Genomic DNA, 22,027 nt, shown 5'->3' with positions numbered 1-22,027 from the left:
TAAGCTAACTCGATATGAACGAAGCAGAGTTGCTGGCGCAGCTACGCTCGCGGGAACTACTGAAGGGTAAGTGTAGCGAATGCGAATATAGGGTGGAATGCGCTGGCTGTCGTGGCCGACCCTTCGAGAGAACCGGCGATATGCTTGCCGCCGACCCGGGCTGCTGGCTCTGAACTAAACTGGCATTTACCCCATGTCGATAATCGATCCGCCGATCTCTCGGTTCTCATCTACACATGGACTGCAGATAAACCCTAGGGCCGAGGAGCGCTCATCGAAAAAGGCGTGCCCGCAGTTTTCCACCGGCGCATCGGTAGACCATGCCATATGAAACCTGCGGCCGCATATCAGGCAGCGGGAGACATTCTCCTCGCCCAGGGGTTCACCACACACGTCACATGTCTCCGCCAAATTCTGCTATCCCTCCTTCGCTACCCCCACCAGTTCCGCCCCCTCCATCCCGGTTCTCCCCCATTATTTGTCTGACCAGCGCCTCCTCCTCCTCCCTGGTGCTCACCTGCCCATCCAGCCTTGCCCATCGCAGTGTTTCCAGCATCCTTCCCAGGCGAGGTCCGGGCTTGGCCCCCAGTCTCTTTAGATCCTCCCCATCCAGGATTGCCTTGACATAACGCAATTCGTTTAGGTATCGCTCCAGATGGGAGCGAATAATTGGTGAATCGCTGGCCAGACCACAGGCAGCGATCGTCCCTGGGTGATAGCGTTTGAGCAGACGGTGGATTCTGCTGTTGGGGAGGGCGTCTTCTGCCAGGATGGGGAGCTCATCCTTCAGTCGGGGCACCTGCCGCATGTTTCGCCCCAATTCCCCCACTATCTTAAGGCGGTCGATGAGGCCCTCAATATCAGTCTCGCTGAGGTGGTAGACAAGCAACAGTAGGTAAAGGGTGGGGTCGGCCATCGCTTCCCGGCGAGCCTGGCGAAACCTCTGGGCCAGCCATCCATTGCCTCTCAGGGAAGGGTGAAGCTGCTGGAGTACCCCTAGAGCCTGTGCGCGCTTAAGGATTTGCTCGGGGCGGTCCTCTTTCAGGATAAGCTCCAGTTCGTGCCTTATTCGGTCGCCGCTTATAGTGTCCAGCATCGATTTATGCTCGCAGAGCAGCCGCTCGGTATTACGCTCGAGCTTGAGACCAAGCCTCTGTTCATAGCGAAGCGCACGCAGAATTCTGGTGGCATCATCGATAAAGCTGCGCTCATGAAGGATGCGAACAACTCGTTTCTGCTCCAGGTCACTGCGACCGCCATGAGGGTCAAGCAACTGGCCGAAAGAGGCCGGGCTCAGGTCGATGGCCATAGCATTTATAGAAAAGTCCCGCCGGTGAAGGTCATCCCGGATCTTTCCTGGCTGCACTGTGGGCAGGGCTCCAGGTCTAGCATAGGTTTCGGAGCGCGCCGTGATCAGGTCGATGTTCAATCCCCCGTGGCTGAACTTTGCCGTGCCGAATTGACGGTGAACTGTCACCCGCTCCCCAACTTTGCTATTCTCCCCATCCAGCCTCTCCTTCTTGGCAAGCTGGCGAGCGAGGCGAGGGGCATCGCCCTCTACCACCAGGTCGAAGTCCAGATTGGGACGCCCCAGGAAAAGGTCGCGAACCGCACCGCCCACAAGATATAGCCTCTGCCCTTGTGCCTGGGCTTCCTCCCCGGCGATGCGGAGAAAGGCGATGAGTTTCCCAGGCATACCCCGGCTCATCTTTAATGCCAGGTTCTCCATTAGATTCGAATTATATCACGCCTGCCTTGACAAATCGAGGCGGAATACTTATGTTGATGGGGGGGCTAAATCTTGGCTGAATCTGCCGAATTCATGGAATTACAGGATACGCTCGGCTTCACCTTCAGGTATCCCGCTCTGCTCAAGCAAGCCCTGGTTCACCGCTCCTATCTGCATGAAAACACCGACTTCGCCCTGCCCTCTAATGAGCGGCTGGAGTTCCTGGGAGATTCCCTGCTGGGATTTGTCATCGCCGAGAAGCTTTATGAAGATTTTCCCCACCTATCTGAGGGAGGGATGACCAAGCTCCGGGCAGCGCTGGTGCGCGGGGAAACCCTGGCACGGTTAGCCAGATCCCTGGGGCTTGGCAACTACCTTTATCTGGGGCGTGGCGAGGAGGCCAGCGGGGGACGCGCCAAGCAGTCTATACTAGCAGGAGCCTTCGAAGCGGTGGTCGGAGCTATCTTGATCGATCAGGGCTTTGCCGCATGTCGGGACTTTATGCTCCATCTCTTCGACGACGAGATAGGTAGAGCTGTCAAACACAGGCTTTTTTATGACTATAAGTCTCAGCTTCAGGAGATCGCACAGGCAAGGCATGGTGAGGCCCCAATTTATCGAACCATTAAGGCGGTAGGCCCGGACCATGCCAAGGAGTTCACCGTTGAGGTTTCCATTGTCGGCAGTGTAATCGCCAGGGGTCGTGGTAAGAGCAAGCGACAGGCGGAGACGGAGGCAGCGCGGGCGGCGCTCGAGACCATGGCGCAGGAGCAATAAGCCCTCAATCGATAATCGAGGCACATAGTTAAATTGATCCCGTTTAATGGTAGTTGTTACTTGGTTAAGCAGGATCTATAAAGGGGGAGTCCAGAGAGGGGCTCTCCTATGGCAGGGGTCTCCCCGATATGTCGGGGCAGTGCCGCATATCAGGGCGGGTGGGTGGAAAAGGGTGAAATTGATTCGCTGCACCCGAGATGACAACCACATTAGGCGAACGGTGACGTGCCACCAATGTACTGGACGAGTATATAAATTGTATCGAGAGGTTTTTTTATGCTAGAATGAAATGTTGGAGCCTGTTAAATAGCATTGCAATAAAGAGGGGGAGGATCCTATGGTTTACCGGAACATTATCCTGAAAAAAGAGGAGCATATTGCTACCATCACCATGAACCGTCCTGATAAAATGAATGCCCTAGACACCCGGATGCTGCAGGAGATGGTGGCAGCGATAGCTGAAATAGCCAGCAATGACGATGTGAGGGTGGTGGTCCTTACCGGCGCCGGTAGGGTCTTCTGCTCAGGCGCTGATATTAGCGAAGGCGGTAAGGCTAGCGGGCTAAGCGGGACCCCGGTGGAGATGCATCATAACGTGCGGAACAGCTACCAGAAGGTGGCCCTCGGGCTTCAAAGGTTGGACAAACCGACCATCGCCATGGTTAACGGCGCTGCTGTGGGCGCTGGCTGCGATTTTGCCTTTGCCTGCGACATGAGGGTGGGCTCGGAGAAATCCAGGTTCAGGAACGGTTTCGTCAGGGTCGGGCTCATCCCCGGCGGTGGTGGCACATGGCTCTACACCCGCCTTATGGGGCTGGGCAGGGGGCTTGAGTTTCTGTTCACCGGCGATTTCCTTGAGGCGGAAGAGGCCAAACGAATCGGGGTGCTGAACCGCCTTGTATCTGCCGATGACCTGGAGCGGGAGACCATGGACCTGGCAGGAAAGATAGCCCAAAACCCACCACTGGCTGTCCAGATGTCCAAGGTGCTGGCCTACAAGGCACTTGATACCGACCTGGAGGCGGCGCTGGAGATGGCAGCAGCCTACCAGGCGCTGGCGCTGAGCTCGGAGGACTACCGCGAGGGCGTAGCCGCCTTTATCGAGAAAAGGGAAGCACAGTTCAAGGGCAAATGAATGATTGAAAAAGGAGGAGCTTTGATTGACGAGTTGAAGGTTTTCACCGGAAACGCACACCCGGCCTTAGCTCAGGGGATCTGCGATTATCTGGAAATCCCTTTAGGCCAGGCTGAGGTCTTCGAATTCAGCAATGAGAATATCTTTGTGCGTATTCTAGAAAATGTGCGGGAGCGGGATGTCTATGTTATCCAGCCGATCTCATCCCCGGTGAATAAAAACCTGATGGAGCTACTTATCATGCTCGATGCCTTAAGGCGGGCTTCGGCGGCGCGTATCACCGCGGTGGTCCCCTATTTCGGCTATGGGCGCACCGATAAGAAGGACCAGCCAAGGGTGCCGATAACCGCACGGCTTGTCGCCGATATGATCACGGTAGCTGGGGCCAACCGTCTATTGACCGTGGACCTTCATGCCGGGCAGATCCAGGGCTTTTTCACCATCCCGGTGGATGAATTGACCGCGCTATACATGTTGGGTAACTATTTCGAAACTAAAGCTCTGGGGAATCTGGTAGTGGTCGCCACCGACATCGGCATCTCCAAGCGGGCCCGTGACCTAGCGGAGAGGCTCAGTACCCCACTGGCAATTATCGAGAAGCGCAGGGTGGGTAATATCGATAAGGCGGAGACGCTCAATATCATTGGCAATGTCGCCGGGATGCGCGCTCTCCTGATAGACGATGAGATCGATACCGCAGGCTCACTAGTTACTGCCGCAACTGCTTTGCAGAAAGCTGGGGCCACTGAGATTTACGCCTGTTGTACTCACCCCGTCTTTTCCAGATCCGCCGTTAAGAGGATCGCTAAAAGCCCGGTTATAGAAGTAGTGGTTACCGATACTATCCCCCTCCCGGATAGCAAGAAGAACGAAAAGATTTCTATTCTCTCCCTGGCGGCGCTCCTTGGCGAAGCGATACACCGCATCCACGCCGGGCTCTCTGTTGGTGCAATGTTCGAGTGAGTGATAACTATGGGCGAAAAATTGGTGGATGTGTACCGCTCCTCCGGCGAGATGGAGGCTCACGTCATAAAGGGCCTACTGGAGAGCAACGGCATACCCTGTATCCTGAGGTCAGATGCTGCCAGTTCGGTCCATGCCTTCACTGTCGATGGCATGGGAGAGGTAACGGTGGCGGTTTTAGAATCGATGGCCGAGGAAGCCATGAGAATAATCGGTGGTGAATAAGCATGCTCAAGTGGCTTGGCAGCCTGGTGGTGGACTCCAATGAGAAGGAACTGGGGCGTCTAAAGCCCACAGTGGAGAGCATTAACGCCCTTGAGCCCCAGTTCGAATCCCTCTCCAATGATGAGCTGCGCCGAAAGACCGATGACTTCAGGGACCGGTTGGAGAAGGGTGAACCGCTGGACGGGCTTCTCCCCGAGGCCTTCGCTGCGGTTCGGGAGGCGGCAAAACGCACCCTCAGCCAGCGCCACTTCGACGTACAGCTTATGGGGGGTATCGTCCTTCACCAGGGCAAGATCGCCGAGATGAAGACCGGCGAGGGCAAGACCCTGGTAGCTACTTGTGCAGTTTACCTCAACGCCCTTACCGGCAAGGGGGCCCACGTGGTCACGGTTAACGACTACCTGTCAAAGCGAGACTGCCACTGGATGGGCCCTATCTATCATCTGCTGGGCATCTCTGTAGCCAGCATCCAGCATGAAGCCTCCTTCCTGTTCGACCCGGATCACGAGTCGGATGATGCAGCGTGGCAGCACCTGAGACCGGTTACCCGCCGCCAGGCATATGCGGCAGATATTACCTACGGCACCAACAACGAGTTCGGTTTCGACTACCTCAGGGATAACATGGTGGTTGACCTCTCCCAGTGCGTACAGCGCCCCCTTCACTATGCCATAGTGGATGAGGTGGACTACATCCTCATAGATGAGGCGCGCACCCCCTTAATTATCAGCGGAGCGCAGCCCGCCGAGGTTGCGCAGGCATACGACACGTTCGCCAAACTTGCCCCTCGACTTCGTCCAAAGAAGGACGCCATAGAGGATGCCGAGGGAGACTATGAGGTGGATGAGAGGAATAGGGCAGTGAATCTCACCGAGGAAGGCCAAGCCAAGGTAGCGCGGGCACTCAATATCCATGATTTCTGGGAAAACCCTGAACACTCACACCTCAGGTATTACCTGGAAAGCGCCCTGAAGGCGCATATCCTCTTCCGCAGGGACCGCGAATACGTGGTCAAGGATGGACAGGTGATCATCATCGATGAGTTCACCGGGCGGATGATGCATGGCCGGCGTTACTCCGAAGGGCTACACCAGGCCATCGAGGCGAAGGAAGGGGTTCAGGTGCAGCGGGAGAATATCACCATGGCCACCATCACCTTCCAGAACTACTTCCGCCTCTATGAAAAGCTTGCCGGTATGACCGGCACTGCGGTTACCGAGGCCGAGGAGTTCCATAAGATATATGAGCTTGAAGTGGTGATTATCCCCACCAATAAGCCGATGATTCGCACCGACAATACCGACCAGATCTACCAGAACGAGGAAGCGAAGTTCCGTGCTGTAGCCCGCGAGATCGAAGAGCTTCATGGCAATGAGCGCCCGGTGCTGGTGGGCACGGTCTCCATCGAGAAATCGGAGCACCTGAGCGAAATGCTGAAGAGGCGGGGTATCCCCCATCAGGTCTTAAACGCCAAACACCACGAGAAGGAGGCGGTGATTATCGCACAGGCAGGTCAGCCTGGCTTAGTGACCGTGGCTACCAATATGGCAGGACGTGGCGTTGACATAATATTGGGCGGAAAACCTGAGGGCCAGCCTGAAAAGGAATTGAAGGAGAAGAGCGAAAGGGTGAAAAACCTGGGTGGCCTCCACATCATAGGCACCGAGCGCCATGAGGCGAGGCGCATCGACAACCAGCTCCGCGGGCGGGCGGGACGCCAGGGTGACCCGGGAAGCTCCCGCTTCTACGTATCTCTCGAGGACGATGTTGTGCGCCGCTTCGGTGGCGACCGTATCAAGGGCTTGATGGAGCGGGGCCACTTCGATGAGGACATCCCTATTGAGCATTCCCTGGTGAGCAAGGCCATCGAGGGTGCTCAGACCAAGATCGAGGGATACCATTTCGACATCAGGAAGCACCTGGTGGACTATGACGATGTGGTGAACAGGCATCGCGAGTTGATCTATAGCGAGCGTAGGAAGATACTGAGCGGCGCAGACATTAAATCTAATATCCAGTCCATGATCGCTGAGGAGCTTAAGCGCCTTGTTGCCTCTCACCTTGAAAGCGATCATGCTGAAGATTGGGACCTCGAAGGCCTGGTGAACGAGGTAGGCAAAGTTTTACCCCTGCCACCGAGCTTGAATGCAGGCGCCCTCTCCCAGATGAAACGCGAGGACATCAAGGAGCAGCTTCTTAAGCATTCCATCTCTCTCTATGAAGAGCGAGAGCGGGAGTTCGGCCCCGATAAGATGCGGATACTGGAGCGACTGGTTATGCTGCGCACCATCGATCGCCGGTGGGTGGAACACCTGACCGCCATGGAGAACATGCGTCAGGGAATCGGCCTGCACGCAGCAGGAGGAAGGGACCCGCTGATAATGTACAAGCAGGAGGGGCAGGCCATGTTCCAGAGCCTGCTCGACGGTATGGAGCACGACGTGGTGAACACCATCTATAAAGTACAGATCAAGACGGAGAAGGCACCAGCCGCGTCGCCGATGGCGGAGGCAGCCAGGCGCAAGGAGGCGGTAGCCGTGGGCAATAAGGTGGGTCGCAACGACCCCTGCCCCTGCGGCAGCGGCAAGAAGTACAAGAAATGCTGCGGGAGATAGTGAAGTGATAGGGAAGGTGACATATGGAGGCTAAGTTAGGCGTTCATACCTGTGATTAAGTGCGGAAAACCAATGAGACGCAATCAGCCGGTGGTTGTTGTAGCCGAGGGATGGATAAGAGGCCCGGAACACGAAGATCTAATAACCTTCTGGGGTTCATGTATGAAATACGCCTGTCACTTACGTTGCTGGGATGATGTAGATGAAGCTGGGTAACAGGTATTCTGATTATCAACGTATGTTGAGAAGGTAGCATAATGGCAAATTACTGGTTAGCTGTGGGTTCACCTGAGAATTGGAAAACCGCTTTTAGTTATCAGAATATCTGGGGTCTTAAGCAAACGCAGAGACACCTATGGGATGAGTTATGTGAGAACGATATTATATTCTTTTATGCTACGCAACCAGTAATTGGTGTTATTGGTTATGGGGTTGTAAAAACGAAGTTTTATCAGGATAAGCCACTCTGGCCTCAGGAAATAAAAGAGGAACGAGTAATTTGGTCACTGCGATTAGAGTTCGATGTAGAGAAGTGTTTGCCATATGCTGAATGGATTAAATCCAGAATAATTTCAGAGGATTTAAAGAAACGCACGCGTTCAGGTTTCCAACTTCTTAACGAGTATATGGCCAACTGGCTTATTTCCCAACTCCAATCTATCCAGCCAACGGATTACGTGCAAAAGCTATCAGAGCCGGATAGAATGCGAGTGGCTGAGGCTGAAACCCCATTTATACCTTCCCATAACGAAGTGAAATTAAGATTGGTTGAAATTGGGAGAATTCAGGGCTTCCTTGCCGATTCTGAATACCCAATTAAGATAGGCAGTAAAACAAGTAGGCTTGATGCTGTATGGCGAAAACTAGCCCATTCCGTGCCAACTTACGTTTTTGAGGTTCAAGTTGGTGGCGATGTAGAACATGCTCTCGGTAAATTAAAGCACGCGTTTGATTTGTGGAACAGTCATATATATATCGTGGCATCTGAGTCAGATCATGAAAAGGTTGAAAATCTGCTTTCTGGGACATTTCATGAGATTGATAATAGGCTAAAATTTGTTGAGTTAGGAAAAATAGATGAACTTTATGACCGCAAAAAAGCCTATTTTGATCTTGAAAAAGAATTGGGGATCAAATGCTAACGCATTAAAGATGGCATCGGGCTCATGAAAAACAGCGACATCGCGAAGGTCTTCTCGGATATCGCCGACCTGCTGGAGATAAAGGGCGAGAACCAGTTCAAGATCCGCGCCTATCAGCGGGCAACCCGCACCATCGAGCACCTGCCGGTGGAAGTAGAGCAGATGGTAAAGGAGGGGCAGAGCCTGGAGGAAATCCCCGGCGTGGGTGAGGCCATCGCCAAGAAAACAATGGAGCTCGTGACCACCGGTCGCCTCCATTACTACGATGAGCTAAGGGCAGAGTTCCCCGAGGGAATAAGCACCCTCCTCGATATCCCCGGCATCGGCCCCAGGATCGCCATCCGCCTCTGCAATGAGCTGGGGGTAAACAGCATCGATGACCTTGAAGCGGCAATCCGCGATGGGCGGTTAGCCAGCATGCCCCGTATGGGCGACAAGGTGGCGGAGAATATCCTGCGCCAGCTTCAGGCAACGCGAACCAAGGAGCGGCGCACCCCTATCGGAGACGCGCTACCGGTGGTCGAGGGGATCATGCGGGAGCTTCGAGAACGCCCCGGCCTTAAGAATCTCACCCCGGCGGGAAGCCTGCGCCGCTTCCGCGAGACCGTCGGCGACATCGACCTCATGGGTACCGCCGATGACCGTGAAGGTATTATTAGTGCCTTCGTTAGCCTGCCCCGGGTTAAGGAGACGCTGGTCAAGGGGAGTACCAAGGCCAGTGTGCTCGTCCCCGGCGACCTCCAGATCGACCTCAGGCTGGTAGACCACGACTCTTTTGGCTCACTGCTCCAGTATTTCACCGGCTCAAAACAGCACAACATCGCCATCAGGGAGCGTGGACACCGCCAGGGGCTAAGGCTCAGCGAATACGGGATGACCGACCTAGAGAGCGGCATCACCGAGAAGTTCACCGATGAGGAGTCCTTCTACCGGAGGCTGGGTCTACAGTTCATCCCGCCCGAGCTCAGGGAAGGGCAGTGGGAGGTGGAGAGGGCAGCGGAAAATGATATCCCCCGTCTCATCGAGCCTGGCGATATAAAGGGAGACCTCCATGTACACACCGATTGGAGCGATGGCCACGATTCCATCGAGGCGATGGCTCTTGCCGCCAGGGAACGTGGATATAAGTATATCGCCATAACCGACCACTCAGCAGGGCGAGGTGTAGCACACGGGCTAGATGAGGAAAGGTTACGAAAACAGATCACCGAAATAGGCAAGCTCAATGAGCAGGTGGATGGTTTCCGCATCCTCGCCGGGATCGAGGTGGATATTCGTGCCGATGGCACCCTGGACCTCCCTGAGGATCTGCTTTCAGAGCTGGACATCGTTATCGCAGCGGTACACTCGGCGATGAACCAGGAGCAGGGCAAGATGACGGAGCGTATCCTTCGTGCCATAAAGAGCCCCCACGTCGATGTTCTCGCTCATCCCACCTGCCGACTCCTGGGGGAGCGTGAGCCAATTATGGTGGACCTTGAGGCGGTCTTCCGCGCCGCCGCTGAGACCAACACCGCACTGGAGATAAACGCCATGCCAAGTCGCCTCGACCTAAAGGATATTCATGCCCTTCGGGCCATGGAGCTGGGGGTGAAGCTGACCGTGGTTACTGATGCCCATAGCACCTCGCACCTTGACCTGGTTCGCTTCGGGGTAGGTGTGGCTCGGCGCGGTTGGTGCGAAGCAAGCCATATATTGAATACAAGGCCACTTGAAGAGGTGCTTGCCTTCTTGAGGCGATAGCGAGAGTGGCATGGAGAAGCATTTACAGCCCTTCGGTGATACCAGCGTCTCGAACGGTAGCGAGGCGATTCGCCATCTAAGGGAGGACATCGCAAACGGAAAGCACTGGTATATTGCCCTCCTCGAGGCTATCGGGCAGTGGACTGTGGCCGAGGAGAGCCACAACGGCCGGGATTATCGCTATCTCATCGCCAACGAAGCCTTCGACTGGTTGCTCCTTGCTGAGCGCCTGCTCGCTGAGATCGATCATCTCATTCCTGAGAAAGAAATGCTCGCTCTTCTCTTCCACGCCAGAGCACCCATTGAGCTACCTAAAGAGGAATTCTGCCAGCTCATCGGCGAGGCCAAATACCGCGCTCACCTCAACTATTTCTACGGTATCACCGTAGAGGAGGCATTGCTACTCGCTGTGGAGGAGGAAGCACGCAAGGAACAGCGAGCACGTGCCTTTAATGAGAACAATAGCCTCTGGGAGGAGGCCTACGAGCGCATATATGGCGCCCCCATAACCGAATTGCTTGGGAGATTCAGAAAAGAAAGGGGCTATCCCAGGCGCAATTCTATGAAACTCGTTGAGCTTAAGGAGTTTACCTACTGGCTCTTCAAGTATCGGTTAAACAACTCTGATAAGGCGCGCATTGCCAGCGATACAAAAAAGGCGCTCAGGGAGCTGGAGCGCCAGTGGGGCATGGGGCAGCGTCTAAGGGATTCTAGCGGGGAGACTACTCAGGTTTGAAGGCTTTCACCGATATGCTTGCTATAGAGCTCTGACCTTCGCAGACAGTTAGAACACGATAAAGCACCAAACTTCCCCTTAATTGTTGATTTGCCTATACTACAACTGGCTCAGTATCTCTGCTACCTTGCTGGCTGTCCCGCCCGTTAGCCTGGCACATTTTTCCACCGTTTCCATTCCCCGAGGGCTGAGGTAGTGTTCTGTCACCTCATTCAGGTCAAACCAGTTGACCCCCGTAATCTCCGAGCAGACAGTACTCTTGTACATGGGTTTAAACCAGTTGGTCAGTCTATGGGATGGCTCGAAGGCTGGTAGTAATGCTACAAGACCATCTTCAATATTGCTTCGCCCTACTCTAGCGCTGATGAGTACGAAACCCGTAAGCAATGCACCACAGGTCAATCCACTACTACCTCCCCCTTGCAGGCCACCCAGCGCCTTGAACCAAAAATCGTCCTTAAACCCTAAAACCTCTTGAAAAGCATGCAGCATAGATTGAGAGCAGCCAAAGCATTTCAAGTAGTTATTGTATGTTAGCTCTCCCACCCTTTCTCGATTAGCCTCTGAGCTGAAAACCTCTCTTGTTTTTTCTTCGAATACCTTGATGAAATCGTTCCTGGATTTAGATTCTTCCTCGGTCATCATTACGCTCCTATGGGGGTGTTTCAATCACAGAGGTTAAAACACGCAGTTGCAGTTGCTAGAGTATTTTGTTTTGTGATGCAATTGGTATGTCTGGGACGACTATCTCGGCTTATAGCCTTTCACCGCAATGCTGACTATCGGGGCTCCCACTCCGCAGGCAGTTTCCTCTTTATAGACGGTCGGGGGCTCTTCTTGTGCCTCTAGTCTAACAAAACCAGCGGCCTGAATTTTGTCCAGGTACTCCCCCTCCTCAAGGGCACCGGCCACGCAGCCAGCCCATTGCTCTAGGCTCTCCCGAACCGATGCCGGCAGCTCGCCGTGGGTGACGATGTCGGAAACGCAGAGCCTTCCCCCTGGCTTGAGCGCCCGAAAAACCTCCCTGAAGACAGCGTCCTTATCCGGGGAAAGGTTTATCACGCAGTTGGAGATAACCACATCCACCGACTCGCTCTCGATGGGCATGTACTCCATCTCGCCCAGCCGAAACTCGACATTGCTCAGTGAGAGCTTTTCCGCGTTTGCCCTTGCCAGCTTAATCATATCTGGTGTCATATCCAGCCCGATAACCTTGCCCTGGGAACCAACCTTCTGCGCCGCCAGGAAGCAGTCCAGCCCCCCTCCGCTTCCCAGGTCGAGTACCACTTCTCCGGGCTGCAGTTCCGACAGTGCAATAGGGTTGCCGCATCCCAGCGAGGGTATGTCAGCCGCTATGGATTCCAGCTCCTCTGTGGAATATAGCCTCTGAGCATGGCTTGTTTCAGCGGCGCATGAGCTACAACAGCTCGACGCCTCTTCGCTCCGCGGTGCGCAGCAGGAGGTCGTGTGCTGCCTCGCTATCCCGGCGTAAAGCTCACGCACGGCATTCTTTATCTCATTACTCTTCTTCGTTTCCATTCTACGTCCTCAACCCCTTAAAAATGCTTCCTTCTACATTATACCGTAATTTGAAGTTCATATCGAGATGGATTACTGGTTCTCAGTGTGCTAGCCAAGCTGGGAAAGCCTTTCACCTAGCCTCATCAGCCGGTCAAGTTGGGTAGCCAGCTTTTTCCTTTCCCTTTCCACCACGTCCGGCGGCGCCTTGGATATAAAATTCTCATCATTAAGCCTGGCCTCGAAGCGGGTGATCTCCGCCTGAGTGACCTCGCTCTCCTTCTTCAAACGCTCCCTTTCCACCTCAATGTCGACCATGCCCGCCATAGGCAGGATCACCTCCGCCCCCTCAAGCACTATCGTCTTAGCTTTATCTGGCCTCGCACCCTCCATGCCGATAATGGTAAGCGGCCTTACCCTCGCCAGGGTCTCAATAGCCTGAGCCTGGGTTTCAATTGCGGGCTTCGTTTCCACAGCAGCTACCAGTGCCTCTATCCACCTGGATGGCTCCACCCGGAACTCGGCGCGCGCGTTTCTAATCGCCCGAACAATATCTATAACCACCGCCATCTGTTTCTCCGCCTCTTCGTCCAGCGCCTCTTCATCGGCGGCAGGGTAGGGGGAGACCATAATAGATTCAGCCATGTCGTAATCGAAGTATCCTTTAAGATTCTGCCATATCTCCTCAGTAATGAAAGGCATGAAGGGATGGAGCAGGCGCAACGAGGTCTCCAGGACGTAGGCAAGTACCGGTATCGGGGATATCCTGCCTTTTTCGCCATCCCCTACCTTGAGGCGGAGCTTCGCCATCTCGATATACCAGTCGCAGAACTCCCCCCAGATGAAGTCGTGTATCTGCCGCTGTGCCTCTCCGAACTGGAGGTCTTCCATGAGGCTATCGACGCTGGCGACAAGGTGACTCAAGCGACTTAGAATCCAGCGATCCTCCAGTGGCAGCAAGTCGAATTCGATCCTTACACCCTGCCCTTCCTCCATATTGCCCAGTATGAACCGGGAAGCGTTCCACAGCTTATTGGCGAAGTTGCGGGCTGCCTCCAGCTTCCCCTTGCTCAGCCTGATATCGTTTCCCGGCGAGGTGCCGGTGGAGAGGGCAAGGCGCAGGGCATCGGTGCCGTAGCTTTCGATAGTATCCAGGGGATTTAAGACGTTGCCCTTCATCTTGCTCATCTTCTCGCCCTTCTCATCGCGCACCAGCCCGTGAAGGTAAACGGTGTTGAATGGCACCTCCCCGGTATTCTCCAGCCCCATCATTATCATCCTGGCGACCCAGAAAAAGAGGATGTCATAGCCCGTCTCCATAACCGAAGTCGGATAGAAGTATTTGAAATCCTCGGTGGTATCGGGCCAGCCCAGGGTAGAGTGAGGCCAGAGCGCCGAACTGAACCAGGTATCGAGGACATCGGGGTCCTGAACGATTTCCAACGATCCGCATTGAATGCAGGCTCGGGGATCATCAATGCTCACGGTGAGCTGGCCGCAACCGTTGCAGTACCATACCGGTATCCTGTGCCCCCACCACAACTGGCGGCTGATGCACCAGTCTCGGATATTCTCTAGCCAGTTTAGGTAGACCTTGGTAAATCGCCCCGGGATGATCCTTATCCTGCCGTCGGTAACCGCGTCGATTGCAGGTATAGCAAGCGGCGAAATCTTGACGAACCACTGCTTGCTGGCCCAGGGTTCTACCGCGGTATTGCAGCGGCAGCAGTGCCCAACGGAGTGTTGATGGCGCTCCACCTTGACCATAAGGCCTTCACTCTCCAGGTCGGCGAGAAGCCGCTCGCGGCAGGCGAAGCGATCAAGACCCTTATAAGGGCCAGCGTTTTGGTTCATCGTCCCATCGGGGTTTAATATATTCACCGAGGGCAAATCATGCTGCTGTCCAATCTCGAAGTCTACCGGGTCATGGGCCGGGGTAACCTTCACCGCCCCGGTACCAAATGAGGGATCGACAGCATCATCGGTGATAATGGGTATGTCCCTGCCGATAGCGGGCAGTATAGCCGTCCTCCCGATAAGACTCCTATGTCGCTCGTCCTCAGGATTTACCGCCACTGCAGTGTCACCGAAAATGGTCTCGGGACGTGTGGTGGCAACGGTGATGAACTCGTCGCTACCCTTTAGATGGTATCGCACGTACCATAGATGGCCGGAGGTGTCCTCGTGTTCCACCTCGAGATCTGAAAGGGCAGTAACGCAGCGAGGGCACCAGTTGATGATACGCTCGCCTCGATAGATTAGTCCTTTTTCATAGAGGCGAACGAAGGTAGTGCGTACCGCTTTAGAAGGCCCCTCGTCCATGGTGAATTTCTCTCGGCTCCAGTCACAGGAGGCGCCCAGGCGCTTATGCTGCTCCGCTATCGCCCTGCCATACTGTTTCATCCACTGCCACATCCGCTCGAGGAACTTCTCCCGCCCCATCCCATGCCTGGTGATACCCTCCTTAGCGAGCGCCTGCTCCACTACCACCTGGGCAGCGATCCCCGCATGGTCGATACCGGGAAGCCAGAGGGTGGGGTCACCCTTCATACGGTGCCAGCGGATCATGATGTCTTCCAGGGTTGCGGTGAGGGCATGCCCCAGGTGAAGCTCGCCGGTGACATTGGGTGGGGGCATTATGATTACGAAGGGTTTTTTCTGGGGGTCAATCTTGGGGGAAAAGTATCCTTTCTCCTGCCAGAACTGATACCACTTTGTCTCCACTATTCGTGGGTCATAGACTTTGGGAATCTCTGCTAGCTTCTGTGCCATGAATCCTACGAACCTACCTCTTTGCCTTCACTTTCGGCAGTAGCTCCACTACCCTGTCCAGTATTTTACCGGACACCTCCGATTTGGTAAGCAGGGGCAGACTCTCCGCCTTGCCTGAGCGGTCGATGAGTACCACCCGGTTGGTATCGACGCCAAAGCCGCTATCGGTCGCTGTGATATCATTGGCCACTATAAGATGGAGCTTCTTCTTTTTTAGCTTCTCTGTGGCGTTTTTCACGAGGTTTTCGCTCTCCGCGGCAAATCCAACCCGGACAAGACCGCCTCTCCCGCCCTTGACCCCGCTGAGTATATCCGGGTTTTCCACCAGCTCCAGGGTGAGAGACTCCGTCCCCCTCTTGATCTTCCTTTCGGAAATGGAAGCCGAACGATAATCGACAGGAGCAGCAGCCATAATGAGTGCGTCAGCCTGCCGGATCGCACTATCGACGGCATCCCTCATCTGGAGGGTGGTCTGAACCTGAACTAACGCTACGCCGATGGGAGGAGCAAGAGCAGTCGGGGCACTTACTAGAACCACCTCTGCCCCACGGTCACGGGCCGCCTCAGCCAGCGCATAGCCCATCCTCCCTGAGGAGCGATTGCCGATATAACGCGCCGGGTCGATAGGCTCCTGTGTGCCCCCGGCGCTCACCACGATCTTTCGGCCTGCCAGGTCACCAGCACGGCCCAGCGCCTGATGAATCGCGCCCAGGATGTCATCTATCTCAGCAAAGCGACCCAATCCCCAGGCACCGGAGGCTAACCGACCCTGAACCGGACCGATAAATTTATAGCCTCTTTTCTTCAGCCTGGCGATATTCTCCTGAGTAATCTCATTCTCATACATATTCACATTCATCGCCGGTGACACCAGTACAGGCGCCCTGGTGGCAAGCAAGGTGCAACTGAGTATGTCGTCGGCGATACCCCCAGACAGCTTAGCGATGATGTTAGCCGTAGCTGGGGCGATGACCACCAGATCTGCCCGCTCAGCCAGGGATACATGCTCGATGCTAAACTCAGACTCCAGGTCAAACATCTCGGTAACTACCGGCCGATGGGTGACACTGCGAAAGGTCATCGGCATGACAAACTCCTGCGCTGACCTGGTCATCACCACATCCACCCGTGCCCCATCTTGGATGAGCTTGCTCGCCAGCTCCACCGCCTTATAGGCAGCGATACTGCCGGTGACACCCAGAACTATGGTCTTATCTCGAACCATCTCTCCTCTCCTATCGATTCAGCTCGTGAATCAACCGTAATCCGATGAGGGTTAAGTGCATGTTAACCGTATTTACCACCTTGGTCTGCCCGGCGATTATCTCAGCGAGGCCGCCAGTGGCCACTACATACGCATCCTGTCCCAACTCACGGTTCATGCGGTTTACCAGGCTTTCGATAAGCCCCACATAGCCGAAGATGATCCCCGATTGCATCGTGGTTACAGTATTCTTGCCAATGGCGTGTTCCGGAGGAACTAGCTCGACCCTGGGCAGTTTTGATGCTCTCTCGAAGAGCGCCTCTGCGGCGATGAGGATCCCGGGAGCGATGGCACCACCCAGGTAATCGCCCTCTTTGGATAGCACATCGAGCGTAGTGGCAGTGCCAAAATCTATCAAGATCATCGGCCCGCTATAGAGATGGTGAGCCGCCGCTGCGTTTGCCACCCGGTCGGCACCCACCTCTCGCGGGTTATCAGTGCAGATCCGCACGCCGGTCTTCACCCCCGGACCGACGATGAGCGGCGAGATATTAAAGTAACGCTGGCTCAACTCCTCGAAAATGGTAAGTAGCGGGGGAACCACACAGGCAATGCTCACATGATCTATATCGGAGAGATTTAGACCCTCCATGGGTAATAGGTTCAATAATAGCACAGCATACTCATCTGCGGTCTTATCAATATCGGTGGCCACCCTCCAGGTAGCGCGCAGCGTCTCCCCTTCAAAGATGCCTAAGGCGATATTGGTATTTCCTACATCTATAGCCAGTAACATCTCAGCCTTCCTTGGTCTTTTTTATTGCCCTGGGCAGGGCCGGCAGCAGGTCACTGGCAACCATGCCAGCATCGCCAAGCTCGGCCCGCACCATTTCCCCGGCCAGCCCATGGATATAGACCCCACAGGTAGCGGCGGCACAGTAAGAAAGCCCTTGAGCCAGAAGCCCGGCGATGACCCCGGAGAGCACATCCCCCATGCCCGCTGAAGCCAGGCCCGGGTTTGCCACAGCGCTAATCTTTAACCCTCCATCGGGCGAAGCTACCACAGTATGCGCCCCCTTGAGCACTACCGTCTTATGCCACAGCGCAGCCTTCTCCCGTGCTACCCTAGACCGCTCCCGTCCGACCTCCTCAGTGGGAAGCCCGCTGAGTCTCGCCATCTCTCCGGGATGGGGAGTAAGTATAGCATCCCGCCCCAGCTTCTGCCACCACTGAGGGGTCTGTGCCAGGGTATTTAACGCGTCGGCATCGAGAACCATGAGCGGGGAAAGGGAGGATGGCATCTCAAGCAAGGAATCCCGGATAAACTCAACCACTTCGGGATGCTGGCTCAGTCCACACCCCATGAGCAGGACATCATAGTCAGCGAGCTTCTCATGCAGGGATGGGGAGGTCTCGCTACCTATAAACCCGGGCGCTGCCTCAGGTAGCGGGGCATAGGTCACCTCGGTTAGCTTCGAGGCCAGTGTTGGCTGGAGGCTCTGGGCCACTGCAAGTGTTACCAGCCCTGCGCCCACTCGCATAGCCCCCTCACAGGCGAGATAAGCCGCCCCTACATAGTGAAGCGACCCCGCGCAGACGAGCACGCGCCCGAAAGTACCCTTGTGGGCGCTCCGCGGTCTCTGGGGAAGCATCGACCGTACCATTTCCTCTGTTATCAGCTCGGTGGCGATTCCCCCCCCAAGGTTTGCCGGGATACCGATGTCGGCAACCATAAGCTCGCCGACAAGGTCTCTGCCGGGAAAGGAGAAGAGACCCACCTTGGGGTAACCTAAGGTGATGGTCAGGTCAGCAGCAAGGCATGAGGGGTCAACTTCTCCGCTATCGGCATCCAGCCCCGAAGGCAGGTCAAGGGCAACAACCTTAAGCCCAGGATTTGAATCTTTCACCTCCCTCACACGAGTCAAGACCTCCTTAATGATGCCTTCAAGTGGACGTAGCTTCCCCGTGCCAAGGAGAGCATCGATTACCACATCGCCTAGGGATAGGAGGCTATCAAGCTCGGCCAGGTTACTATCCTGGCTGGCTATAGCGGTGGTGATGCCACGACCAGTGACTATTTTATAGTTGGGATCATCCTCTTTTCGGTGGCCGCAAATATAAATATTGACCCTGGCCCCCCAGTCGTGTAGGTGGCGAGCGGCAACCAAACCATCCCCGCCATTGTTGCCCGGCCCTACCAGGACGATGATCTGCCGTCCCACTGCGCCGCCGAGCCAATCTTTCACCCGCAGGGCAACGGCAAGCCCGGCGTTATCCATGAGCACATCGGAAGGAAGACCCTGCTCGGCAGCGCCGCGCTCGATCTCCCTCATCTCATCTGTGGTTACAATCTTCACTACTGCCCCCGACAACTGAAGCGATGGCATAGTCCCGGGAGTGAGAGAGGCTGATGGCCAGTTCCCCCAGACCCAAACCCCGAGCCTTCTGTAGCGCTCCACCATAAAGGTAAACCAGTGGTTTGCCATCACGATTGGGGAGAACCTCTATCTCCCGCCAGCCAACCCCTTTGATACCGGTGCCTAAAGCCTTCATCACCGCCTCCTTGGCAGCAAAGCGAACCGCCAGTGACGGAGCGCGATTCTGACAATCGCCACGCTCCGCCCCGGTATAGACCCGCTCGAGGAAGCGCTCCCCCCAGCGCGCTAACACCTTTTCAATACGCTCTATCTCTATTAAGTCCACACCAACGTGATACACAGTCACTCCGCCATAGTATACCATATTCTGAGTCCGCTCCAAATCCTCCTATATGATAGGTTAGAGAATAAAAAATGCTCGCAAACTATTGCCTTCCCCGGCGGCACATGTTATAATTTTGACGGCCTGCAAGGCCAAAGTGGCTATGATTTACGTTTCCCTGATCAGTTATACCCCTGATCCTGAGCGCACAATCGCTGCTGCGGCCCGTGTTTCTACCTCACCTGTTGATACCAAGGAGATCAGCAAGCAATTAACCCCGGAGGCGATAGATCGCCTATTCACTCACCTCCTCACCTCAGGTCACCTCTCCACCTTTGAACATGCCAGCTTCACCTTCGCCATCGAGGGCATATCCCGGGTCACCAGCCACCAACTTGTACGCCATCGAATGGCGAGCTTCACCCAGCAGAGCCAGCGGTATCTCTCCCTGAAGGAGGCTGATTATATTACCCCGACGTCAATTAGCGCCAGGACCGAGCTTGAGCCCAAATACCACGACATGGTGCGTGATTGCCATAGGCTTTACATTGATATGATCAATGCGGGTATCCCGGCGGAGGATGCCCGATATGTACTTCCCAGTGCTATGGTGACAAGGCTGGTTATGACGATGAATGCCCGCGAGTTGCTTCATGCATGCTCGTTGCGGCTATGCCTCAGGGCGCAATGGGAGATCGTGGAGCTCTTCGAGTTGATTAAGGCAGAGGTGGAAAGTGTAGCACCGCGCCTGGGGGCGGAGCTTAAGCCTAAATGTTATCGCCTCGGGTACTGCGATGAGGCTGAAAGCTGTGGGATTTTCCCCACCGCTAAAGAAATAGCAGACGAAAAGGAGAGAAAGGGGTAAACATAACATGACAGCGGAGATTATTTCGGGGACTCAGATTGCAAAAGAGATTCGCGGGGAGCTTAAGGTCAAGGTAGATGAGCTGAAGAAGAAGGGGATCACCCCAGGCCTGTTCATTATACGAGTCGGAGAGGACCCGGCCTCGGTATCCTACGTTACAGCCAAGAGCAAGGCCAGCGATGAGCTGGGTATCATGTCTGAGACTTTAGTGTATCCTGATGATACTAAGGAGGAGATCCTTCTTGCCAAGATCGATGAACTGAACAAGGATCCCAAGTGGAACGGTATACTGGTCCAACTTCCACTGCCCAAGCACATTGCTTCGGATAAGGTGCTGAACGCAATCGATCCCAAGAAGGATGTCGATGGTTTCCACCCGGTTAATGTGGGTAAATTATTAATTGGCGAGCCCTACTTCATGCCCTGCACCCCCCACGGCATCCAGGAATTGCTTGTCCGTAGCGGCAACAGCCCCGAAGGTAAGCATGTGGTTGTCTGCGGTCGAAGCAACATCGTTGGTAAGCCGGTGATGGCTATCCTGCTGCAGAAACAGAAGGGTGCCAATGCTACAGTGACGGTGGTTCATACCGGGACGAAGGACATGGCATCGATCGTCAAACAGGCAGATATCGTGATCGCTGCTATGGGCAAACCCAAGGCGATAACGGCTGACATGGTTAAGGAAGGGGCAGTGGTAATCGATGTCGGGGTTAACCAGGTAGGCACAACCGCTGAAGGAAAGCGAATCCTTGTGGGCGACAGTGACTTTGACGCCATTAAAGAAAAGGCCAAGGCGATCACCCCGGTTCCCGGCGGCGTGGGACCGATGACGGTGACTATGCTGATGATGAACACCGTCCGGGCTGCCGAGGCACAGGCTGAGCAAAAATAAAAAGGAGGTTTAAATTGGCAGAGCTTGCAGACATTAAAGCAATCGACATAATGAACTATGCCACCGAGGCAGGGTATGAAGAGTACATGTTTGACTGGGAAGAGTTCAAGATAATGGCACGCAGCACCTTTAAGACCCAGTTCGGCGGACAGGCGCCTACCAGAGAGCAGTTCAAGAAGATTAAAGAACAAGGATTTATGCCTGGCCATAATAGCGTAGAGGCGCTGATAAAGACGATGGATGAGGTCGGCTTCGAGTATGTGATGCTCACCGATGTCAAGATGTGGTCATACTACTACCACCACCAGGTGATCATGGAGTATCCCATTGACGATATCTACAAGCTGGTGAAGGAGGGCAAGGGAAGGATTATCGGCGGTGCCAGCTACAACCCCTTCCGCATCGATGACAGCCTGCGTGATATCGATAAGGCGGTCAAAGAGTACGGCTTCAAGTATGTCTACTTCCACCCCATCACCTTCGGCCTCTGCCCGTCCGACGCGAAGTGCTATCCACTGTACGCCAAGTGCAGCGAGCTGGGGGTGCCGGTGGGGATGCAGGTGGGGCACTCCGCGGAGCCGCTGCCTAGCTGGGTAGGTCACCCTTATGAGGTAGACAAGGTGGCTATCGATTTCCCCAACCTCAAGATTAACCTTTCACATACCGGCTATCCCTGGGTAGACGAGTGGTGCTCAATGATATTCCGCCACCCCAACGTCTACGGCGATATCTCGGCCTACAACCCGCGCAACCTGACCCCCGAGACGGTCAAGTTTATGAACAGCAGTCGGGGACGCGAGAAGGTCATGTTCGGCTCCAACAGCTATGGCCTGAAGCTTACCAAGGAACAGTTCCTGGCGCTGGATATCAGGGATGAAACCAAGCAGAGGGTGTTGCGGGATAACGCGCTAGAGTTTCTTGGTCTGAAATAGCAATAAGTCTCGCAACCGATGAGCTATCTCAAGCAATATAGCTCCGCGTGAGTGAGTAAATTAGAGAAGGAGGTTTATA

The 22,027-nt window shown here is 54.9% G+C and carries 21 protein-coding genes; 12 read left to right on the top strand and 9 right to left on the bottom strand.

Annotated elements, in window-relative coordinates; translation table 11 throughout:
• The first annotated feature begins 14 nt into the window (after nucleotides 1-14).
• Nucleotides 15-173: a hypothetical protein gene (locus tag VMX96_01325; GenBank protein HUU62555.1), complete on the top strand. Its 159-nt coding sequence runs from the start codon at nucleotides 15-17 to the stop codon at nucleotides 171-173.
• 13 nt (nucleotides 174-186) lie between these two features.
• Here VMX96_01325 and VMX96_01320 read toward each other — a convergent pair whose 3' ends face one another.
• Entirely contained in the window at nucleotides 187-411 is a 225-nt protein-coding gene (locus VMX96_01320; GenBank protein HUU62554.1) for a hypothetical protein, read from the bottom strand.
• Nucleotides 395-1,696: a hypothetical protein gene (locus tag VMX96_01315; GenBank protein HUU62553.1), complete on the bottom strand. Its 1,302-nt coding sequence runs from the start codon at nucleotides 1,694-1,696 to the stop codon at nucleotides 395-397. Before VMX96_01315 ends, VMX96_01320 begins: the two co-directional genes overlap by 17 nt.
• Nucleotides 1,697-1,801: 105 nt before the next feature.
• On the opposite strand from VMX96_01315, the gene rnc reads away from it, so the two are divergent.
• The 8 genes from rnc to VMX96_01275 all read left to right on the top strand — a co-directional run bounded on the left by rnc (nucleotide 1,802) and on the right by VMX96_01275 (nucleotide 11,065).
• Nucleotides 1,802-2,506: a ribonuclease III gene (rnc, locus tag VMX96_01310; GenBank protein HUU62552.1), complete on the top strand. Its 705-nt coding sequence runs from the start codon at nucleotides 1,802-1,804 to the stop codon at nucleotides 2,504-2,506.
• A gap of 337 nt (nucleotides 2,507-2,843) precedes the next feature.
• Entirely contained in the window at nucleotides 2,844-3,641 is a 798-nt protein-coding gene (locus VMX96_01305; protein HUU62551.1) for an enoyl-CoA hydratase-related protein, read from the top strand.
• Nucleotides 3,642-4,604 (top strand): ribose-phosphate pyrophosphokinase, encoded by a 963-nt coding sequence (locus tag VMX96_01300; protein ID HUU62550.1) that lies wholly within the window; start codon nucleotides 3,642-3,644, stop codon nucleotides 4,602-4,604. It begins immediately after the preceding gene.
• A gap of 9 nt (nucleotides 4,605-4,613) precedes the next feature.
• Nucleotides 4,614-4,829, top strand: a complete 216-nt coding sequence (locus VMX96_01295; GenBank protein HUU62549.1) for a DUF2007 domain-containing protein — start codon at nucleotides 4,614-4,616, stop codon at nucleotides 4,827-4,829.
• Nucleotides 4,830-4,831: 2 nt separating this feature from the next.
• Nucleotides 4,832-7,444: a preprotein translocase subunit SecA gene (gene secA, locus VMX96_01290; protein ID HUU62548.1), complete on the top strand. Its 2,613-nt coding sequence runs from the start codon at nucleotides 4,832-4,834 to the stop codon at nucleotides 7,442-7,444.
• Nucleotides 7,445-7,701: 257 nt separating this feature from the next.
• Complete coding sequence (locus tag VMX96_01285) at nucleotides 7,702-8,586, top strand: EVE domain-containing protein (GenBank protein HUU62547.1); 885 nt, start codon at nucleotides 7,702-7,704, stop codon at nucleotides 8,584-8,586.
• 24 nt (nucleotides 8,587-8,610) lie between these two features.
• Nucleotides 8,611-10,329 (top strand): DNA polymerase/3'-5' exonuclease PolX, encoded by a 1,719-nt coding sequence (gene polX, locus VMX96_01280; GenBank protein ID HUU62546.1) that lies wholly within the window; start codon nucleotides 8,611-8,613, stop codon nucleotides 10,327-10,329.
• 10 nt (nucleotides 10,330-10,339) lie between these two features.
• Nucleotides 10,340-11,065, top strand: a complete 726-nt coding sequence (locus tag VMX96_01275; GenBank protein ID HUU62545.1) for a hypothetical protein — start codon at nucleotides 10,340-10,342, stop codon at nucleotides 11,063-11,065.
• A gap of 99 nt (nucleotides 11,066-11,164) precedes the next feature.
• On the opposite strand, the gene VMX96_01270 is transcribed toward VMX96_01275, so the two are convergent.
• From VMX96_01270 to acpS, 7 genes are all read right to left on the bottom strand, one after another.
• The gene (locus tag VMX96_01270; protein ID HUU62544.1) at nucleotides 11,165-11,710 is read right to left on the bottom strand and encodes a C-GCAxxG-C-C family protein; all 546 of its coding nucleotides are present in this window, start codon (nucleotides 11,708-11,710) and stop codon (nucleotides 11,165-11,167) included.
• 99 nt (nucleotides 11,711-11,809) lie between these two features.
• Nucleotides 11,810-12,604, bottom strand: coding sequence for an arsenite methyltransferase (gene arsM, locus VMX96_01265; GenBank protein HUU62543.1), 795 nt, complete (start codon nucleotides 12,602-12,604; stop codon nucleotides 11,810-11,812).
• A gap of 90 nt (nucleotides 12,605-12,694) precedes the next feature.
• Nucleotides 12,695-15,355, bottom strand: coding sequence for a valine--tRNA ligase (locus VMX96_01260; protein HUU62542.1), 2,661 nt, complete (start codon nucleotides 15,353-15,355; stop codon nucleotides 12,695-12,697).
• A 13-nt stretch (nucleotides 15,356-15,368) separates the two neighbouring features.
• The gene (gene coaBC / locus VMX96_01255) at nucleotides 15,369-16,580 is read right to left on the bottom strand and encodes a bifunctional phosphopantothenoylcysteine decarboxylase/phosphopantothenate--cysteine ligase CoaBC (protein HUU62541.1); all 1,212 of its coding nucleotides are present in this window, start codon (nucleotides 16,578-16,580) and stop codon (nucleotides 15,369-15,371) included.
• A gap of 10 nt (nucleotides 16,581-16,590) precedes the next feature.
• Nucleotides 16,591-17,355, bottom strand: a complete 765-nt coding sequence (locus tag VMX96_01250) for a type III pantothenate kinase (GenBank protein ID HUU62540.1) — start codon at nucleotides 17,353-17,355, stop codon at nucleotides 16,591-16,593.
• A gap of 1 nt (nucleotide 17,356) precedes the next feature.
• On the bottom strand, nucleotides 17,357-18,916 hold the full coding sequence (locus tag VMX96_01245; protein ID HUU62539.1) for an NAD(P)H-hydrate dehydratase: 1,560 nt from the start codon (nucleotides 18,914-18,916) through the stop codon (nucleotides 17,357-17,359).
• The gene (gene acpS / locus VMX96_01240; protein HUU62538.1) at nucleotides 18,894-19,319 is read right to left on the bottom strand and encodes a holo-ACP synthase; all 426 of its coding nucleotides are present in this window, start codon (nucleotides 19,317-19,319) and stop codon (nucleotides 18,894-18,896) included. Before acpS ends, VMX96_01245 begins: the two co-directional genes overlap by 23 nt.
• Nucleotides 19,320-19,422: 103 nt before the next feature.
• Here acpS and thyX point away from each other — a divergent pair, with 103 nt between their 5' ends.
• From thyX to VMX96_01225, 3 genes are read left to right on the top strand one after another with little or no spacing between them, the layout of a single operon-like run.
• The gene (gene thyX, locus VMX96_01235) at nucleotides 19,423-20,124 is read left to right on the top strand and encodes an FAD-dependent thymidylate synthase (GenBank protein HUU62537.1); all 702 of its coding nucleotides are present in this window, start codon (nucleotides 19,423-19,425) and stop codon (nucleotides 20,122-20,124) included.
• 7 nt (nucleotides 20,125-20,131) lie between these two features.
• Nucleotides 20,132-21,016 (top strand): tetrahydrofolate dehydrogenase/cyclohydrolase catalytic domain-containing protein, encoded by an 885-nt coding sequence (locus tag VMX96_01230; GenBank protein HUU62536.1) that lies wholly within the window; start codon nucleotides 20,132-20,134, stop codon nucleotides 21,014-21,016.
• A 14-nt stretch (nucleotides 21,017-21,030) separates the two neighbouring features.
• Nucleotides 21,031-21,948, top strand: a complete 918-nt coding sequence (locus VMX96_01225; GenBank protein ID HUU62535.1) for an amidohydrolase family protein — start codon at nucleotides 21,031-21,033, stop codon at nucleotides 21,946-21,948.
• Nucleotides 21,949-22,027: the final 79 nt, after the last annotated feature.

This window comes from Dehalococcoidia bacterium, assembly GCA_035528575.1.
GTDB lineage: Bacteria > Chloroflexota > Dehalococcoidia > E44-bin15 > E44-bin15 > DATKYK01.
The sequence above is the reverse complement of the archived record's forward strand: the minus strand, read 5'-3'. Positions and strand labels throughout refer to the sequence as shown.